Source organism: Lactococcus sp., from assembly GCF_036648155.1.
Lineage (GTDB): Bacteria > Bacillota > Bacilli > Lactobacillales > Streptococcaceae > Lactococcus > Lactococcus cremoris.
Genome location: NZ_JAVXIY010000003.1, coordinates 143,028 through 160,457, shown reverse-complemented (window position 1 = coordinate 160,457; position 17,430 = coordinate 143,028). Strand labels below are relative to the sequence as shown.

The 17,430-nt window shown below is 36.1% G+C and carries 16 protein-coding genes and 1 tRNA gene; 1 reads left to right on the top strand and 16 read right to left on the bottom strand.

Features of this window, described 5'->3' with window-relative positions; translation table 11 throughout:
* Nucleotides 1-6 precede the first annotated feature (6 nt).
* The 4 genes from RSC39_RS04245 to RSC39_RS04230 all read right to left on the bottom strand — a co-directional run bounded on the left by RSC39_RS04245 (nucleotide 7) and on the right by RSC39_RS04230 (nucleotide 5,527).
* Complete coding sequence (locus tag RSC39_RS04245; RefSeq protein WP_332535339.1) at nucleotides 7-888, bottom strand: aldose 1-epimerase family protein; 882 nt, start codon at nucleotides 886-888, stop codon at nucleotides 7-9.
* Between the two features lie 59 nt (nucleotides 889-947).
* Complete coding sequence (locus RSC39_RS04240) at nucleotides 948-2,474, bottom strand: MFS transporter (protein ID WP_332535337.1); 1,527 nt, start codon at nucleotides 2,472-2,474, stop codon at nucleotides 948-950.
* 185 nt (nucleotides 2,475-2,659) lie between these two features.
* Nucleotides 2,660-3,736: a mannonate dehydratase gene (uxuA, locus tag RSC39_RS04235; protein WP_046124003.1), complete on the bottom strand. Its 1,077-nt coding sequence runs from the start codon at nucleotides 3,734-3,736 to the stop codon at nucleotides 2,660-2,662.
* Nucleotides 3,737-3,892: 156 nt separating this feature from the next.
* The gene (locus RSC39_RS04230) at nucleotides 3,893-5,527 is read right to left on the bottom strand and encodes a mannitol dehydrogenase family protein (protein WP_332535333.1); all 1,635 of its coding nucleotides are present in this window, start codon (nucleotides 5,525-5,527) and stop codon (nucleotides 3,893-3,895) included.
* A 394-nt stretch (nucleotides 5,528-5,921) separates the two neighbouring features.
* Here RSC39_RS04230 and RSC39_RS04225 point away from each other — a divergent pair, with 394 nt between their 5' ends.
* The gene (locus RSC39_RS04225) at nucleotides 5,922-6,602 is read left to right on the top strand and encodes a GntR family transcriptional regulator (RefSeq protein ID WP_011676494.1); all 681 of its coding nucleotides are present in this window, start codon (nucleotides 5,922-5,924) and stop codon (nucleotides 6,600-6,602) included.
* A gap of 64 nt (nucleotides 6,603-6,666) precedes the next feature.
* Here the strand turns inward: RSC39_RS04225 and RSC39_RS04220 are convergent, their stop codons facing one another.
* The 12 genes from RSC39_RS04220 to trxA all read right to left on the bottom strand — a co-directional run bounded on the left by RSC39_RS04220 (nucleotide 6,667) and on the right by trxA (nucleotide 17,405).
* A complete protein-coding gene (locus RSC39_RS04220; RefSeq protein WP_332535330.1) occupies nucleotides 6,667-8,097 on the bottom strand; it encodes an MFS transporter in 1,431 nt (476 codons plus the stop codon).
* 198 nt (nucleotides 8,098-8,295) lie between these two features.
* Complete coding sequence (locus RSC39_RS04215) at nucleotides 8,296-9,270, bottom strand: substrate-binding domain-containing protein (RefSeq protein ID WP_332535328.1); 975 nt, start codon at nucleotides 9,268-9,270, stop codon at nucleotides 8,296-8,298.
* Between the two features lie 11 nt (nucleotides 9,271-9,281).
* Nucleotides 9,282-10,223: a sugar ABC transporter permease gene (locus RSC39_RS04210; protein WP_041168731.1), complete on the bottom strand. Its 942-nt coding sequence runs from the start codon at nucleotides 10,221-10,223 to the stop codon at nucleotides 9,282-9,284.
* Between the two features lie 2 nt (nucleotides 10,224-10,225).
* Nucleotides 10,226-11,704, bottom strand: a complete 1,479-nt coding sequence (locus tag RSC39_RS04205; protein WP_081196131.1) for a sugar ABC transporter ATP-binding protein — start codon at nucleotides 11,702-11,704, stop codon at nucleotides 10,226-10,228.
* A gap of 18 nt (nucleotides 11,705-11,722) precedes the next feature.
* Complete coding sequence (gene rbsD / locus RSC39_RS04200) at nucleotides 11,723-12,121, bottom strand: D-ribose pyranase (RefSeq protein ID WP_063281121.1); 399 nt, start codon at nucleotides 12,119-12,121, stop codon at nucleotides 11,723-11,725.
* 4 nt (nucleotides 12,122-12,125) lie between these two features.
* Entirely contained in the window at nucleotides 12,126-13,046 is a 921-nt protein-coding gene (rbsK, locus tag RSC39_RS04195) for a ribokinase (protein WP_332535325.1), read from the bottom strand.
* Nucleotides 13,047-13,056: 10 nt separating this feature from the next.
* Complete coding sequence (locus tag RSC39_RS04190; RefSeq protein WP_021037595.1) at nucleotides 13,057-14,040, bottom strand: LacI family DNA-binding transcriptional regulator; 984 nt, start codon at nucleotides 14,038-14,040, stop codon at nucleotides 13,057-13,059.
* Between the two features lie 134 nt (nucleotides 14,041-14,174).
* A complete protein-coding gene (gene purB, locus RSC39_RS04185; protein WP_011676545.1) occupies nucleotides 14,175-15,470 on the bottom strand; it encodes an adenylosuccinate lyase in 1,296 nt (431 codons plus the stop codon).
* A 213-nt stretch (nucleotides 15,471-15,683) separates the two neighbouring features.
* Nucleotides 15,684-16,373: a type I 3-dehydroquinate dehydratase gene (gene aroD / locus RSC39_RS04180; protein ID WP_011834761.1), complete on the bottom strand. Its 690-nt coding sequence runs from the start codon at nucleotides 16,371-16,373 to the stop codon at nucleotides 15,684-15,686.
* Between the two features lie 96 nt (nucleotides 16,374-16,469).
* A tRNA-Gln gene (locus tag RSC39_RS04175) sits at nucleotides 16,470-16,541 on the bottom strand.
* Between the two features lie 104 nt (nucleotides 16,542-16,645).
* On the bottom strand, nucleotides 16,646-16,849 hold the full coding sequence (locus RSC39_RS04170) for a DUF2969 family protein (RefSeq protein ID WP_011676547.1): 204 nt from the start codon (nucleotides 16,847-16,849) through the stop codon (nucleotides 16,646-16,648).
* 241 nt (nucleotides 16,850-17,090) lie between these two features.
* On the bottom strand, nucleotides 17,091-17,405 hold the full coding sequence (trxA, locus tag RSC39_RS04165) for a thioredoxin (protein ID WP_003129442.1): 315 nt from the start codon (nucleotides 17,403-17,405) through the stop codon (nucleotides 17,091-17,093).
* Between the last annotated feature and the right edge of the window lie 25 nt (nucleotides 17,406-17,430).

The window sequence follows — 17,430 nt, the reverse complement described above, 5'->3', positions numbered from 1 at the left end:
CCTTTATTATTTTCTATTAAAATTTAATTCAACTTCGTAAGTTTTAGACTCATTTGCTTTGAGGAGGATGTTCCCTTCTTTTTGCAAAAGTTCTTGTTTCCGATTGACAATATCAGGCAAGCCTTGAAATGGCTCAATACAAAGATATGAAAGATTTTCATCTTCTTTTGTCCACAGGCAAAGATAAGGAAAATCCGCCATTTTCATCGTCAATTGATAGTCAGAGCTTTGTGAAAAAAGTTTCACTTGCTCAATTTTATTGTCAAAAATGACTAAGCCTTTTTCAAAGAATTTTCTTTCAAGTTGAAAATTACTGACAGACTTTGTAATTTCTTTGATTTTTCCTGAGCGATAAGGAAAGGGATTTTTAACAATTTCAAATTGTTTTAAGCTCGTGTCCTGAGTCTCAAAAGCAAGTTGATAATCTTCAAAAGTTCCTGACAAGTTAAAAGCCGGGTGAAATCCCAAAGCAAAAGTCAAGGATTTTACTGACAGGTTTTTGATGTCAAATTGAATCTTTAATTTTTTACTGACCAATTGGTAAGTAACTTTAAATTCAAAATGAAAAGGATAGGATTGATATGTTTCTTCGTTATCTTTAAATAACAAACTTAGCTGATCATCTTTTTGCTCAATAATTTCAAAGGAATAATCTGACGCAAATCCATGTTGCTGCATCGGGTAACTTTTCTGATCTAGCAAATATTCATCATCAGTTGAACGTCCAATGGCTGGAAATAAAATTGGGGCATGTTTGGGCCATTCAGAACCATTCCAAATAAAATCAAATTTATTTTCAGCATCAATCACATGTGTTAATTCGGCACCTTTGGGATTAATTTGGACAGTAAGTTCATTATTTTTCAGTGTTAATAATTGATTTTCCATCGTTTTTCTCCGATAAATTTACTGACAAAAGCTGTCAGTAAACTTTTAAGCTTTTGTCACTAAATATCTGCTTGGTCTGGCCAACATTTTTCATAGGGATGACCTGTCAGTAATTCAACGACTTGACGTGCTTCTAGTGTGACATCAGCTTTTGAGCCGCCCTCTTCAAGGCGTTGTAGTTCAGCTTTCAAAATATCATGATTGGCACGATTAAGTTTGAAAGTACGAGCGGCAATCAAGGCGGCCACTAACAAGCCAATTGGAACAAAGATGAAAATCAACATAATCCCATTTTGAATGCCTAATGGTGTATTGGTATGAGTCGTCATTGTAGTTGAATTAAAGCCAATTTCTTCAAGAGCCCAACCAGCAATATATGTTGCAAGTGCCCCTGTTGATTTACGAAAGAAAGTCATGACAGAAGCATAAACGCCAGCCTTATCTCCATGTGTAAAAATTCGATCAACATCTGGAATGAAAGGAAAAACATTCCAAGGAGTAAATTCTAAAATTCCTCGTCCAAGTTGATAAATAATGGAAACAATCACAAGCATCCACATTGGATTATTAATTCCTGTCAGATAAATGACTAAATAACCAAGCATGGCGACAATAATTGACAAATAACTCAAAGTGAATAAATATTTTGGACCGCGAGTGACCATCAATTTAACTGCCGCAATGGTTGATAGAATCCCAAATGCCGAGAGGGCTTGAAGGACCCAAGGAGCATTAGCAGATGTTCCAGACAATCCAATCACGATAAAAGTTGGAAGTAAAGTAGAATAGAAATCTTTTCCTGTAAATGATAGTAAATAAACTAATAAATGCTTCCTGAATGATTTGTTTTTGAAAGTCCCAAAGTAATCTGTCACTGTTTTTTTCATAAATCCTCCAAAACCAAGCCGTGGTTGAGCATCTAGCTCTGCTAGAAATTCTGGAGTTAGGGGACGTTCCCAACTTGCACGCCAAGAAGTGAAGATGGCAATGACAAAAATAACTGTCCAAGTAATTCCCGTATAAAGATAGGCATTAGGATTGTTAAATGATTTAAGTACAGCCAAGGTAAAGAAGACAATAGCCGTCCCAGTTGCCGAAATGAACATTCGGCTTCCTGAGAGAGTCGTTCTTTTTTTATAATCAGGCGTCATTTCCGTAGGCAAAGTTTCCCAAGGAATTAATATCATCGAAATCGCCACTTCAATAGCAACATAAACCCAAAGATAATATTGCCAACTGCTAGTTGAAATCCAAAACATTGGAAATAAAATCGCAAATAATATTCCGCCAAGTGCAATAAAGAAATGACGTCGTCCATATTTTCGCCCTAATTTTGTCCGATAGAACCGGTCAGTAATTGCCCCAAAAAAGAGGGACCAGATGGCATCAATAATCCGACCAATCCCCAAAACTGCTCCTGTAAAAAGAGGACTAATTCCTTGTGAAAGAACAAAGACAAAGATGACGCCAGAAACAATGTTATTCCAGCCTCCACCCATTAAATCGGTTAAGCCGTAAAGAAGACCACGCCTTGTATTAATTTCTTTTGGTGTGTAAACCCATGAAGTTTTTTGTTTTTCTGCCATTTTAAACAGATTCTCCTCTTTTTATATTTTTGTCAGTGAAAATTGACAAATTTTTCCATAAACTTTGTTAAATTGTGAACTTTGTGAAACGCTTACTCCGTCGTTCTAAATTTAGCGGAGAAAAGTCTCCGCACATTTTTTTCACAAAAAGTTCTTTAAAATAGATTCCTTCATAAAACTTTTATTTACTGATTATTTTTTTCAAGAGCCTCCCAAAGCCCATTAAGATAACTTGCCCCAAGTGCACGGTCATATAAGCCATAGCCTGGACGTCCTGTTTCTCCCCAAATCATTCGACCATGGTCTGGACGAATATATCCATCAAAACCATTATCATACATGGCTTTCAGTATTTTATACATATCAAGGGAACCATACTCCGACATATGAGGAGCTTCGTAAAAATCTTTTTCACCACTTGGCAAAAATTTGATATTTCGCACATGTGCAAAAGGAATCCGGTCTCTTTTGACAAATTCGGCCATAATTTCATAGACATTATTGGCTGGATCTTCGGCAATTGAACCGGTACAAAGGGTGATTGCATTTGATGGACTATCTACAACATTACAAATCCAATCTAAATCCTCACGATTTTTCACAACACGAGGGAGACCAAACATAGGATATGGTGGGTCATCTGGGTGAACCGCCATTTTAATTCCGACTTCTTCACAAGTGGGAATGATTGCTTTTAGAAAGTAGGCAAAGTTTTCACGCAATTTATGCTCATCGACATTTTTGTAGGCTTCAAAGAGGTCTTTCACTTCTGACAATCTTTCTGGTTCCCAACCTGGGAGTGAAAAGCCACCATCGGCCGCTTGAACACGGTCAATAATTTCTTGAGGATTTTCTGGAATGTCCCCAGCAACAAAAGCCATCGTTTGCGAATTATCAGCTAAACGATAATCCAAATCTGATTTCAGCCAGTCAAATACAGGCATGAAGTTATAACAAATGACCTCAATTCCAAATTCAGCAAGATTACGAATCGTTTCTTTATAGTTCTCAATATATTTATCACGAGTTGGCAAGCCAATTTTAATATCATCATGAATATTGACAGATTCAATTACTTTTAAACTTAAACCTGCGGCTTCAATTTCCTCTTTAAGAGCCTTAATTCTCTCTTTGGGCCAAACTTCTCCTGCTGGAATATCCATAATCATTCCAACAACTCCTTTAACACCTGGAACTTGGGCAATTTCAGAAAGTTCTACCTTATCTGCATTTGAACCAAACCAACGCATTGTCATTTCCATTTTTATACATTGCAAATTCTGTCAGTGTCAGAATTTACTTTCCTTTCTTTTAATTGACTCATATTGTCAGTAATTTTTACTGTCAGGTCCTACATAAACTTTCTGTCAGTAATTTTTAAGTTTATTTTTACTGACAACTCATAATCTGAGCATCTGTCAGTAATTTTTCCCATGTTTTTTTAGAGCATTTTGTAGCGTCGCAAGTACAGCCCCTTTGCCTTGAATCATCTCTTCAAAGTAAGTCTCAATTTTTTCTGCTAAGCCCGTTTGATACATCTCATGTGGGAAAATTTGATGATTAGATAAGATGGGTTTCAAAATTTCATGAATTTCTTTTTGACTACCATCTAATTTTACTTTGGTAAGATAACTTTGCAATTCTTCAAGAAGTGGGTCAGGACTTGGAGAAAAACTTTCTAACTCATCATTAATTCCGATTAAATAACGACACCAAGCTGCAATGACTAATGGAATAAATTCCAATTCTTTGACAGAAAATCTTGGGTTGGCAATATAGTGGCCAATCGTTACCCCATAGCGAACAGGAATTTTTTGTGACGTATCTGCCGCAATTCTTTGTGGCGTATCTGGAATATTTTTATTTGGCAAACGCTTAGTTAATAACTGGTCAATAAACTCTGTCGGATTAATAATTTTCGGATTCTTAACCACAGGCAAAGCCTCACCATAGCCCAAATTTTTAATAAGTGCTAACAAGTCTGGATTAGCAACTTCTTCCCAAATTGAATGATAATCTAACAAGCTTCCAAAAATAGCTAAAGCAGTATGAAGAGGGTTCAAACAAGCTGTAACTTTCATCTGGTCAGCATCATTTACCGTCTCACGGTCAGTCAAAATAACTCCTGCTTTTTCTAAGGCAGGTCTCCCGTTTGGAAAGGCATCTTCAATCACCAAATAATGAACTTCTTCCGTATTAACAAAAGGAGCGATATTTGTATGTTTTTGACTATGTAAAATTTCTGTATCCTCAAAACCATCAGCTGTCAGTAATTCTGCTACTTTTTCAGACGGATTGGGAGTGATTCGGTCAATCATTGACCAAGGAAAACTTACTCTCTTAGGATTGATTAGATAATCATAGAAATCTTGTTCTACGATTTCATTTTCAACCCAAGCCTTAGCAATGGTCAAAATCGCTTCCTGCAATTTCAAACTATTTTCTGAAAAATTATCTGTACTGACCATGGCAATCGGAAATTTACCAGCTTTAAATCTTGAATAAAGGAGATAAGTAATTGCGCCCATATTGGTTTTGGGCTTACTTCTTCCTTGCATATCTTCAAGTGCCAAAGGCGTCAATTGATCTTTGGAATCACGAAGTGAATAACCTTTTTCTGTAATTGAAAAAGTTGTGAATTGCAAAGATGGATTTTCAAATACTTTTGTTAAATGGGCCCAACCTTCGGTATTTTCAGAATTAAAATAAAAACTTTCGGAAACAGAAGCAATTAATTCTTTATCAAAAGTTCCATCCGATTTCATTGTTACTGATAGAAAACGATTATCATAAGCATGATAGATTTTCTCAATGACCTCATCATCATAAGTTTCAGCAACAATAATCCCAGAGTTCAGTTCTCCTTGATTTAACAAGTCTTGCGCGACAACCGCATGAAAACATCTAAAAAGATTTCCTCCACCAAAATGAACCCAGACCGGATTATCTGTTGTTGATTCTGCGACTTTTCCTTGGTCAAACTTTGGAATATTAATCTTTGCCTCCGCAAATCTCTCGCTTTTTTCCAAGTAATTATCAAGCAATTTCACCATTATTTCTCCTTTAATTCAAAAGTGATATATCAGTTTCTCGTTTACAAAAACTAGTATATCACTTTTAAGAAACCGTTGTCAAGGATATATTAAAAAAAAGACAATGTTTTACAGCATTGCCTTGATGATTTGATTTTAGACTTGCCCTACTTTATCATTATCCCCTTCAATTCAGTGTCCTGAAAGACAAAACAAAAAAAGGAATAGACGATGTATCTCTTTAATAAAAACGTCCCTTTTAGTCATTTTCAACTCTGACATAACGGAACATTACCCTAAGTAAAAGCTAATAAAAAAAGGAAATTTATTGACCTTGTTTCACTCGGTCAGAATTAAAAAAAGGCTCACAGCTTGAAACCTTGTTTCGACCTACTGGCTGTGCTATAATTACAGAATGAATGAATTGAATTTTAATCTACAGAATCAAGCCTATAAGCAAATTACAGGTAAAATTCTCCGGAATGAATATCGTCCTGGACAAAAGATTTCACAAAAAAATATCGAAATTGATTTACAACTCGGTCGAACGCCTGTTAGAGAAGCACTTCTTCGTTTACGCCGTGATGGACTCATTTATAGCATTCCTCAATCAGGAACTTACGTCACAAAAATTGATTTAGATGCAGCAATTAATGCTCGATTCATTCGAGAAAACCTTGAAGCTAAAATAGTTGCTGAGGCAGCTTCTTTAAATAATAGTCTTTTGCTAAATCAAGCACGCGATGCCATTGAACTTCAAGAAAAATATGCTGCCAATGCTGAATATCACAATTTTTTTAATGCTGATGAGGAATTTCATAAAACCTTTTATTTGATGACCAATCACGCTCAGGTTTGGGACTGGCTTCAAACCATTAATATTCAATTCAACCGATTCCGTTGGCTGCGTCTTGCGATTTCTGATTTACCATGGAATACCTTGATTGAACAACACAAGGAAATTTTAAAGGCCGTCGAAAATCACGATGGAGAAAAAGCCGTTGCTGCTGCTGCCAAGCACTTACACTTAATGTTTGATGAAGAAATGGCAGTTTTAAAAGCTTTCCCAGAATACTTTGATAATTTACCAGAATAAAAAAACTCTGCCGGAATTCCGTCAGAGTTTTTTGATGAGTAATAAATTAATATTTATTCAAGGTTTATTTTACAGTCTTAGAATCTGGAATCAAAAACGAAGTAAAGAAAGCAATAATAACAAGAATCAATCCTGTGACAATCCCAGAAATATAACCAGAACTGCTTCCACCAACACTCGTATGTAAAACTGTTGGTACAGCATATAAAATAATGAAGCTGAGACCAGCTCCCAGATTAAACATTCCAGCATTTAATCCCGGAAGATAGCCTGGATTATCCTCTGGTGAAAGCACAATTCCGAGACCATTTAACATAATATTTGTTATCCCAGCATAGGTAATCCCAATGAAGGTAGATACCAACAATAAAAGCCAGATTGAAGGTTGTAGCACTCCAGCAACAGCCAAAACTATTCCGATAATCGTCGTTAAAAGCCCCACTCGAAGGACCTTCGCAAAACCAAAGCGAGCGGCCAAGAAGCCTGAAACAGGACCAAAGAATAAGCCAGCAAGCGCATAAGGAGTAAGGGTGACAAGAGAAACCATATCTGCCCCAAGTCCCAAACCAAACTTACCATCTTGACCTAAAGCTGGAATAATTCCATTCATAATTGCAAAAACACCAGTCATTGTTAATAGAGTTGTAATTAATAATCCCCATGTTCTTCTTTGCTTCAAATAATGAATAGGAACCATCGGATGGTTCACTCGTTTTTCCACTTGCCAAAATCCAACGAAACAAATCAGACCCAAAAGAGCCAAGATTGAAGCTAAAAGCCAATTAGGAAGTCCAAGATTTCCAAAGCTTCCTTGCAAAGCATTCACCGCACTCAAGAGAGCACCCATTGCTACTACTAAAAGGATGACTCCAGTCCAATCCATTTTTGGCGTATCTTTTGCAGTTGACTCTTGCGTTCCAAAACTTACTAAAAGAATAGCAAGTGCTGCCGTAATTCCCATAACAAAAAATACAGAACGGAAACCACCATGGCTCACTAACCAGCCACCTGCTAAGGCATCAACTCCAGCAATTCCACCATTAATTGAAGTGAGTATAGCCATTAATTTTGCATATCTCTTCTCATCACGCACTTTCACGTGCAAGATGATTAAACAAAGTGGAACTACAGGTCCAGCAGCACCTTGTAAGATACGACCAATCATCAAAATTCCTACATTAGTCGCAAATCCAGAAATAAGACAACCAATCATTGTTAAGGTAAGCATCCCAATCAGAACTTTTTTTCGTCCAATCAAATCTGCCAAACGAGGCAAAAATAAAGCAAATAAGGCCGCAGCTGTAAAAAAGATGGTTTGTGTCAGTGCTATTGACGAAGCTGTCGTATGTAATTGAGCCTGCATGGTAACCAAAGCAGGCGAGAGCATTGAAGCATTAAGCTGAAAAGCAAAGATTGCTACCAATAGGGCAACCATTAAAGCCACTATTGAGCCCACATTATCACTAGATTTTTGAGGAACAGTATTTTCTCCCATTTTTTCTCCTTTTTTTAGAGGATAAACTCTTTTTTTTGTTTCGCAACCTTAAAAGAGCCCCAGCTATCTATTATATTATAAATTTTACTTTTTGCGAAGTTTGAAAATATCACTTGAACAAATTTATAATTTTATTCATTATTCATCTGCATTTTTAGAACTAAAAAACTCTATCCTAGCGACAGAGTTTTTTATTTTTTACCATTGGTGTTCATCAACATTATCTTTATCCACAAGATAAATTGGCGAATTAATCACTGAAGCAATTTTCTTTCCTTGATAATAATCATAGGTAGCTTGCAAAGCCATTTCACCAATCTTAGCTGGTTGTTGAGCAATTGTCGCGGTCATCGTTCCTGCTTTTATGGCATCATGCGTCTCAGATTCACCATCAATTCCAAAAATAGCAATTTTTTGTCCACTTGCTTGAACAGCCTTAGCTGCTCCCAGTGCCATTTCATCATTTTGTGCAAAGATTGCTTGAACATCTTTATGAGATTGCAGCATATTTTGAGTGGTATTCAAACCAGTAGTCCGGTCAAAATTTGCAGATTGACTTGATAATATATTTAATCCTAAGGTCTTAGCTTCACTATTAAATCCTTTTCCACGGTCTATAGTTGCTGAAGCACCTGGTGTTCCTGAAAGTTCGAGAACTTTTACATTTTTCCCAACCAATTTTTCAACCGCTTGAGCAGCCATTTTACCTGCTGCAACATTATCAGAAGCCACCGTTGTTAAAACAGTTCCACCATTTGCTCCTCTATCCATAGCAATTACTGGAATATGAGCATTATTGGCAGCTTTAATCGCTGGGACAATCGCATCAGAATCAACAGGATTAATTAAAATCGCATCTACATTTTGACTGATGAAATTTTGGACATTATTGAGTTGAGTTGCCGAATCATTTTGAGCATCAGAGACAGTTAATTTTGTATTTTTTTCTTTGGCCATTGATTTTATGGCATTGTTCATCGAAACAAAGTAGGGATTGTTCGTTGTTGAAATAGAAACACCAATATTTAATTCATTTGCTTTCTTGTGTGCGACCTCTTCTACTTTTTCTTTTCCATCACGACCGGGAATTCCGGTATAAAGACTACATGCGGTCAAAGTTGAGACTGCTAAAGTAGCTACAAGGGCAAAAGTTAATTTTTTTACTAATTTCATATTCAACTCTCCTATTTCCGTTTGCTACGAATGACATCGATAAGAACCGCAACGAGAATAACTAATCCTTGGATAACTTGTTGCCAAAAGGCTGATACACCGATAATATTTAAGCCGTTATTTAGAACACCAATGATTAGTACCCCAATCATAGTTCCAAACATTCGACCTTTCCCACCCATTAAAGACGTTCCACCAAGGACAACCGCAGCAATCGCGTACATTTCATAACCAGAACCTGCTTGTGGCGTCGCTGATGATAAACGAGAACTGATGATTAAACCAGAAATTGCCGACATCGCTCCAGATAAAGTATAAATTGCGATTTTTACTTTATTGAGCTTGATCCCTGAAATATAAGCTGCTTTTTCATTTCCACCAAGAGCATAGACTGATTTACCAAAGGCTGTTTTATGAAGTAAAATCCATAAAATAATGAAAACAAGAATCATTAAAATAACAGGGAAAGGAATACCAAGTAAATAACCTTGTCCAATATAGGCTAAGAAATAGCCATCCATGTGTTTAGTAATTGGATTACCGTCAGTAAAAACAAGTGTTGCTCCGCGATAGACCATTTGAGTGGCTAAAGTTACAATGAAAGGTGCCAGTTTCCCATAGGCAATAAGTGCCCCATTAATCGCCCCGAGAAAGGCTCCAATAATTAAGGCACAAAGTACGGCAAGTGGCAATGGCATTCCTTGGGCAATAAAACCTGCAGAAACTGCACTTGAGAGGGCTAAAATTGCACCAACTGACAAGTCAATTCCAGAAGTCAGAATTACAAATGTCATCCCGAAAGCAATAAAACCATTGGCCGTTACTTGTAAAAGCAAATTGAGTAAATTATTTGCCGTCATGAAGTTGGGATTGATACATGTAATGATAATCATCAAGACAATTAGAGCAATCATTGTTGTTAAAGAACTGAATTTTTGAGCTAAAACTTTCACACTCATTTTCCTCCTGTTGCGAGTTGCATCACATTTTCTTGTGTTGCTTCTTTTTTATTTAAAAACCCGGCTATTTTACCTTCGTGCATGACTGCAATTCGGTCAGCGACACCAAGTATTTCAGGTAAATCACTGGAAATCATAATGATTGGAACCCCACGTTCTGCGAGTTCATTCATCAATTGATAAATCTCTCGTTTGGCTCCTACATCGACTCCACGTGTTGGTTCATCTAAAATTAATACTTTAGGTGCAATTCCAATCCATTTGGCAAGGACAACTTTTTGTTGATTCCCTCCTGATAATGAGCCAACCATTTGTTCTTCATCTGTTGCTTTAACATTGAGTCGCTCAGAAAGTTGTTTAACGAAAGTTGTTGCAGTTTTATCATCGAAGAGTCCGTGATGGATAAAGTCCTTTGTACTTGGCAGAGTAATATTATCTTTTATTGAAAAATCAAGAACAAGCCCTTCATCTTTTCGGTCTTCGGTTAAAAAGCCAATTCCTGCTTTGATTGCTTGTGCTGGGTTATTGATCGTTAGGCTCTTTCCATTAATTTTTATTGTGCCTGATTTTAGCTTGTCAATTCCAAAAATTGCTCGCATGACCTCGGTTCTACCAGCTCCCATGAGTCCTGCAAAACCAAGGATTTCACCTGAACGAACTGAAAAAGAAATATTTTTAAAGTCAGCTGTGGATAAATTTTCTGCTTCGAATACAATTTCTCGAATTTCAGCATTTTTTTGGGGATAATAATCTGTAATTGAGCGACCAACCATTTTCCGAACTAACTCATCAACATTTGTCTCTTTTGTTTTTTTAGTATCGATGACCAAACCATCACGCATAACTGTCACACAATCGGTAATCTTAAAAATTTCTTCCATTCGGTGAGAAATATAAATAATACCAACGCCTTGTGCTTTAAGGCCTGCGATAACTGAAAATAAACGTTCTGTTTCTCTTTCTGTCAACGCGGCTGTCGGTTCATCCATAATCAAAATTTTCAAATCAGATAAAAAACTTTTAGCAATTTCAACCATTTGTTGCTGACCAACTGACAAGTTCCCGATTTCTTTATCTAAATCAATAGTTACTCCCAATTGTTCAAAAGCAAAAGTAGCTTTTTTACGCATAGCTTTTGTATCTAAAACACCAAATTTATTTTTTATTTCTCTACCAAGAAAAAGGTTCTCTAAGACTGTTAAATCAGGCCATGTATTCATTTCCTGATGAATAAAGCTAATGCCAAATCCTTCTGCCTCTTGAGGATTCTTGAAAGTTTTATCCTCCTTATCAATCTCAATTTCTCCACCAGAAGCTGGGAAAAGTCCAGTCAGAATATTCATTAGCGTGGATTTTCCAGCACCATTTTCCCCCATTAAGGCATGAACTTCTCCAGAATTGATAGTTAAATCAATTGCTTCGAGAACTTTGTTGGTTCCAAATGATTTAGAAATGTTCTTCATTTCTATTTTCAAAATTGACTTCCTCCTTTTTCACAAAGCAACACCTGATTGTAAAATAATATTAGAATAAGGTGTATTTTCTCCTGTTCTTACAACTGCTTTGACTTCATGATTCATTAATTTTAAGGTCTCATGACTGACAAAAACAACTTCAACATCTGCTGACAGCTTTGTCAGTAAAATTTTTAGCTGCTCAGGATTATTTTCTTTTATCTCGTCAGCAAGATAAATCTTTTCAACTAGAATATTTTCTAAATAAATATCCAAAACTTCTTGAAAAGTAGGTTTTCCACGTGTCAGTGCTAAATCAATTTTTTTGACACCTGATGGTACCGGTAAGCCTAAATCTCCAATACAAACTTGGTCAGTATGTCCCAAATCATCAGCGATTTTTGCAAGCTCACTATTTAATATTCCTTCTTTTTTCATAAATTCAAAGTCCTTTCTTTTTCTTATAAAAATTAAGCTTAAGCTCTTTTAATTTATCTTCAACTTCTGCTAGACTTGGCATTCCACCTTGAGCACCAAATTTATGAATAGATAAATGGGAAGCAACCACTGCCAATTGGATAGAATCAGCGATTGATAGATTTTCGGTCAGTCCAAAAGCAAAAGCTCCATTGAATGTATCCCCTGCTCCCGTCGTATCTACCACTTTAGCTTTAATTGCTGGAATTTTTTGAACCTCATTACCATCATGGAAAATCACTCCTTCACTTCCTAAAGTGACAATCAGGCGATTCGCATATTTAGCAAGAATTTCCTCCAGAGGCTCATTCGGAAAAAGCTCCTTACATTCGTGTTCATTAGGTGTGATGTAATCTACTAATTCAATCATTTCTAAATCTGTTTTTCTTGCTGGAGCTGGATTATAAAGGACTTTTATCGCATTTTCTTTACAAAATTTAGCAACTGCAAGGTTAGTTTCATGAGGGATTTCATTTTGTAAGACCACAAGTTGACTGTCTTTAATTTTCTCCCAGAAATTCTCTAAATAATCAGGAAGGACTTCATTATTGGCCCCAGGAATAATGATAATTCGATTATCGTCATCAAATAAAGTAATTTGGGCAATCCCTGTCGTTTGTGGTACCGTTCCCACACCATCAAAAAGAACAGCATTTTCTTTGAAGTTTTTTAGAATAGTTTCTCCAAAAGCATCATTTCCAACTGCTCCAATCATATTTACATCATGGGGAGCTAATCTAGCAAAAGCAACGGCTTGATTTGCTCCCTTGCCACCAGGAACCATCGCAAAATTTTCTCCAAAAACTGTTTCACCTGCTTGTGGAACTCTTTTTGTGCTTGTCACTAAATCCATGGAAATACTTCCTACAACACTTACTTTTGTCATTAATTTTTCCTCATTCTTTTCCTTTTTGTCGAATTGTTTCACGCGCTACATAATGAACAGGTAGCTCAATCTTTGATTTCTCGATAGGCTGATCAGTTGCTATTTTATAAATAAGTTGAGCCGCTTCAAGTCCCATTTGGTATGCAGATTGATGAATAGTTGAAAGGGCTGGATAAATAAATTGGCTCATTTGTATATCATCATAACCAATAATTTGAATTTCCTCAGGAATCTTCTTATCTAATCGATGGATTTCATGAATATAAGCCATGGCGTGAATATCTGACGGTGCAATGATACTATCAAAATTTTCTTTATTAGCAAGAACTTCTCGCGCCTCTTTCTGGATTTCTTCAAAATCATAACTTTGACTGTAAAAGGCTTTAAAATCAACTTTCTTTTCTTTTAAATAAGCAATACTTGCTTTAAAACGATTATTAATATTTGTGGCATTCAAAGGGCCACTAACCACAGCAACATTTTTGGCTCCAGCCTCTACAATAACTTTTGCTGCTAAGCGTCCGCCTGATTCATTATCCGAAAAAACACCATAGTTACTTTTATGTCCAACTCGGTCCACAATGACTGATGGAATATCCAAATCAGGAAATTCTTCTTTAAAATCATGAGTTGAAATAATACCTGCCGCATTACTTTGTAAGAGGACTTTCAAGTAATCATGTTCTGATTGATGATTTTCACCAATATTACCAAGCATCACTCGATAGCCTTTTTCTTTTAAAAATTCTTCTGCCCCCTTTGCAAGCATGGGAAAGAAGGGATTGGAAATATCTGGCAAAAGCAAACCAACGAGTTGATTCTTCTTTGTTTTTAAAGACTGAGCAGAGAGGTTAGGGGTAAAATTTAATTTTTTTATCGCTTCTTCTATTTTCTTTCTGGCTTCATCACTGACATACCCATTTTGAGCAATGAAACGCGAAACTGTAGACTTTGAAAGACCTGCTTCAAGTGCAACTTGTTTAATTGTGGCCATGGCTTCCTCCTTTCAATTGTGGGAACGTTCTCACATTTACATGTATAATTGTATCCGTTTTCATTTATTTTGTCAATCCTTTTTATATTTCGTTTTAATAACAAAAAAACCTACTTTTCAGTAGGCCTTTTAAATCAATCAAAGACACGGTTAAAAATTTCATCTACACGAGTCAAATGATAGTTATAATCAAAAGCTTTATCAATATCTTCATCATTCAAATAGTGACGAATTTGTTCATTTTCTTCAAGCAATGGTCTAAACATGACTTGCTCATCCCATGATTTTGCAGTCAATGGTTGAACTAAATCATAAGCAGCTTCACGAGTCATTCCTTTTTCAATCAACATTAACATGACATGTTGACTGTAAATCAAACCAAAAGTCGCATCCATATTTCGTTTCATATTTTCTGGAAAGACCGTCAAATTTTTAACAATATTGCCAAAACGATTGAGCATATAATCTAATAATTCTGTTGTATCTGGGGCAATGATCCGTTCAGCAGAACTGTGAGAAATGTCCCGCTCATGCCAAAGGCTAACATCTTCAAGAGCTGTAATCGCATGTCCACGAATAACACGAGCAAGTCCTGTCATATTTTCAGAGCCAATGGGGTTACGTTTGTGTGGCATTGCTGAGGAACCTTTTTGACCTTTAGCAAAGAATTCTTCAACTTCACGTTGTTCAGATTTTTGTAATCCACGGATTTCTGTTGCCATGCGTTCAATAGAAGTCGCAATTAACGCCAATGTTTGGAAGTATTCTGCGTGCAAATCACGTGGCAAAACTTGTGTTGAAATTTCTTGTGGACGAGTTCCTAATTTTTCACAGACATAAGCTTCAACAAATGGAGGAATATTGGCAAATGTTCCCACAGCACCAGAAATTTTCCCAGCTTCAACAGCTTTAGCCGCATGTTCAAAGCGTTCAATGTTCCGTTTCATTTCGCTGTACCAAGTGGCTAATTTCAAACCAAAAGTTGTTGGTTCTGCATGAACCCCGTGTGTACGCCCCATCATGACCGTATACTTATGTTCCAAAGCCTTAGTCTTCACAATTTCTGTGAAATTTTGCAAGTCCTTGCGTAAAATATCATTGGCTTGTTTGTAAAGATAGCCATAAGCTGTATCCACAACGTCTGTTGATGTTAGACCGTAATGGACCCATTTACGTTCTTCACCCAATGATTCACTGACAGAACGTGTGAAAGCTACCACATCATGACGAGTTTCTTTTTCAATTTCAAGAATACGTTCAACATTAAAAGTTGCCTTTTCACGAATTTTTTTCACATCAGCTACTGGGATTTCTCCAAGCTCTGCCCAAGCTTCATCTGCAAGAATTTCGACTTCAAGCCATGCTTTATACTTGTTTTCTTCTGACCAAATTTCTGCCATTTCTGGACGTGAATAACGACTAATAACCACTTTTTACTCCTTTTGTTACTGACAGAATTCCCTCGGTGCTGCCCTTAGAGCTGTCAGTAAATTATTCCTATATTTTTAATCTTCTAATGAACGAAAGGTTCTTTTTCACTAACTATTATATCATTTTCAAGTCTAATGCCTTTGGAGATTTCTGTCAATATTAATAAAAGTAAAAATATTATCTGTCGAAACCGAACAATAAGCATTCAATCCTTAAGCCAACTCATTTTCTAAAAGATCCAAAATCTCTACTGTTTCCTTTAGTGAAATTTGCCCAGGAGCGCTTGAGTTTTCCAGACTCGCAAAAGTCCAACAAGATCCCGTCAAATAACCTGAAATTCTTGAAAGACGTCCCAAATCACCCATTGCCATGCTGATAAAATGATTTCCATATTCTAAAGTCATATCGCGAGTAATCTGCAATAAATCAAGCACATCACATTCACGTTCAGGCATCACAGCCACTTTCACAAAAGCCGTTCCTTCTTCATGCATTTTAATCAAACGACTGGTCAAATCGGTCGGAACTTCATCAAAGTTATGATATGAAAGGACAATTTTTTCGCGATAATTCTTTAAAGCAGCAAATGAAGGCCCATGACTGAAATATTCAACATCAATATAATCTGGATCAAACTTTAAAATTTCTTGTAAAATCTGTAAATATTTTTTCTCAGAAACCTGAATATTTCCACCTTCTCTGACCGTTCTTAAAGTAAATAGAATCTTGCTCTCTTTAAATTTTTCAAAGAATTTAGGGGCCATCTCAAAAATATCATCTGCTGACAAAAAATCGGCACGCCATTCAACAATATCTGCTGAATGATAATCACTGACAGAAACTTTCTCAAGCTCTGTTAACTCTGTCAGCATTATTGGAACAACAATTTTTGTTCTTCTCATAAACTTCTCCTTACATTTTCATAAATGCTTTCCCCTATTCTAGCATATTTTAGTAAAAAGAAAAAAGGAAACAACGTTTCCTTTAAAGTTTTTTTACTGGGGTAGCTGGATTCGAACCAACGCATGAGGGAGTCAAAGTCCCTTGCCTTACCGCTTGGCTATACCCCAAGATCGCTTGATGACGACAAGAAATATTTTACCAAAAACCCTCATAAATTTCAAGTTTTAACTTATTTATTTCAAAGAAATATCAATAATTTTTTATAATCTCTTTAAATTGAAAGATTATATTCCTTGATTGCTTCTTCTAAAGCAGCTTCAAATGAAGACACTGTCGCAATTTCTTTTCCAGAAAGACTGACCACAAAATTTCCTGATTTTTCTTTAATTTCAGCAATTGTTTTTTTCCCACTTTTGATAACAGCTCCATCAGCTGTATCAATGATTTCAAGTTCTGTATCTTTTTTCTTTGACATCTCAAACTCCTTATCGTTTTTTTAAGCTCTATTTCTAAGTGCTTAATCTTTGATTTTTGAAAATTTTCTTCCTCAATCATAGCATTTTTCAACCAATTTGTCACGTTCATATTACTGACAGACTTTCCAGCAAAAGTAGGACTATAGCACAGTTTTGCTAACAGAATTTCCACAATAATAGAAGATAAAAAAATACTGACAGCCTTTATTTCAATAAGAAAAATTCTGTCAGTAAATTTTATTATGATAATTCAGCAATTACGGCTTTAAGTTGAGCTTTCGTTTGAACCCCAACAATACGTTTTACTTCTTCACCATCTTTTTTGAACATCAATGTTGGAATAGACATAATGCCAAATCCTTGAGCTGTTGCTGGATTTTCATCAACATCCATTTTGCAAATCTTAAGTTCTGATTCATCAAGTTCTTCTGAAAGTTGTTCCAAAATAGGCGCTTGCATACGACATGGACCACACCAAGTTGCCCAAAAGTCAATCAAAACAAGCCCTTCTTTTGTTTCTTCATCAAACGTTGCATCAGTAATATTATATTCCATTATATCTCCTTCATTGAAATAATTT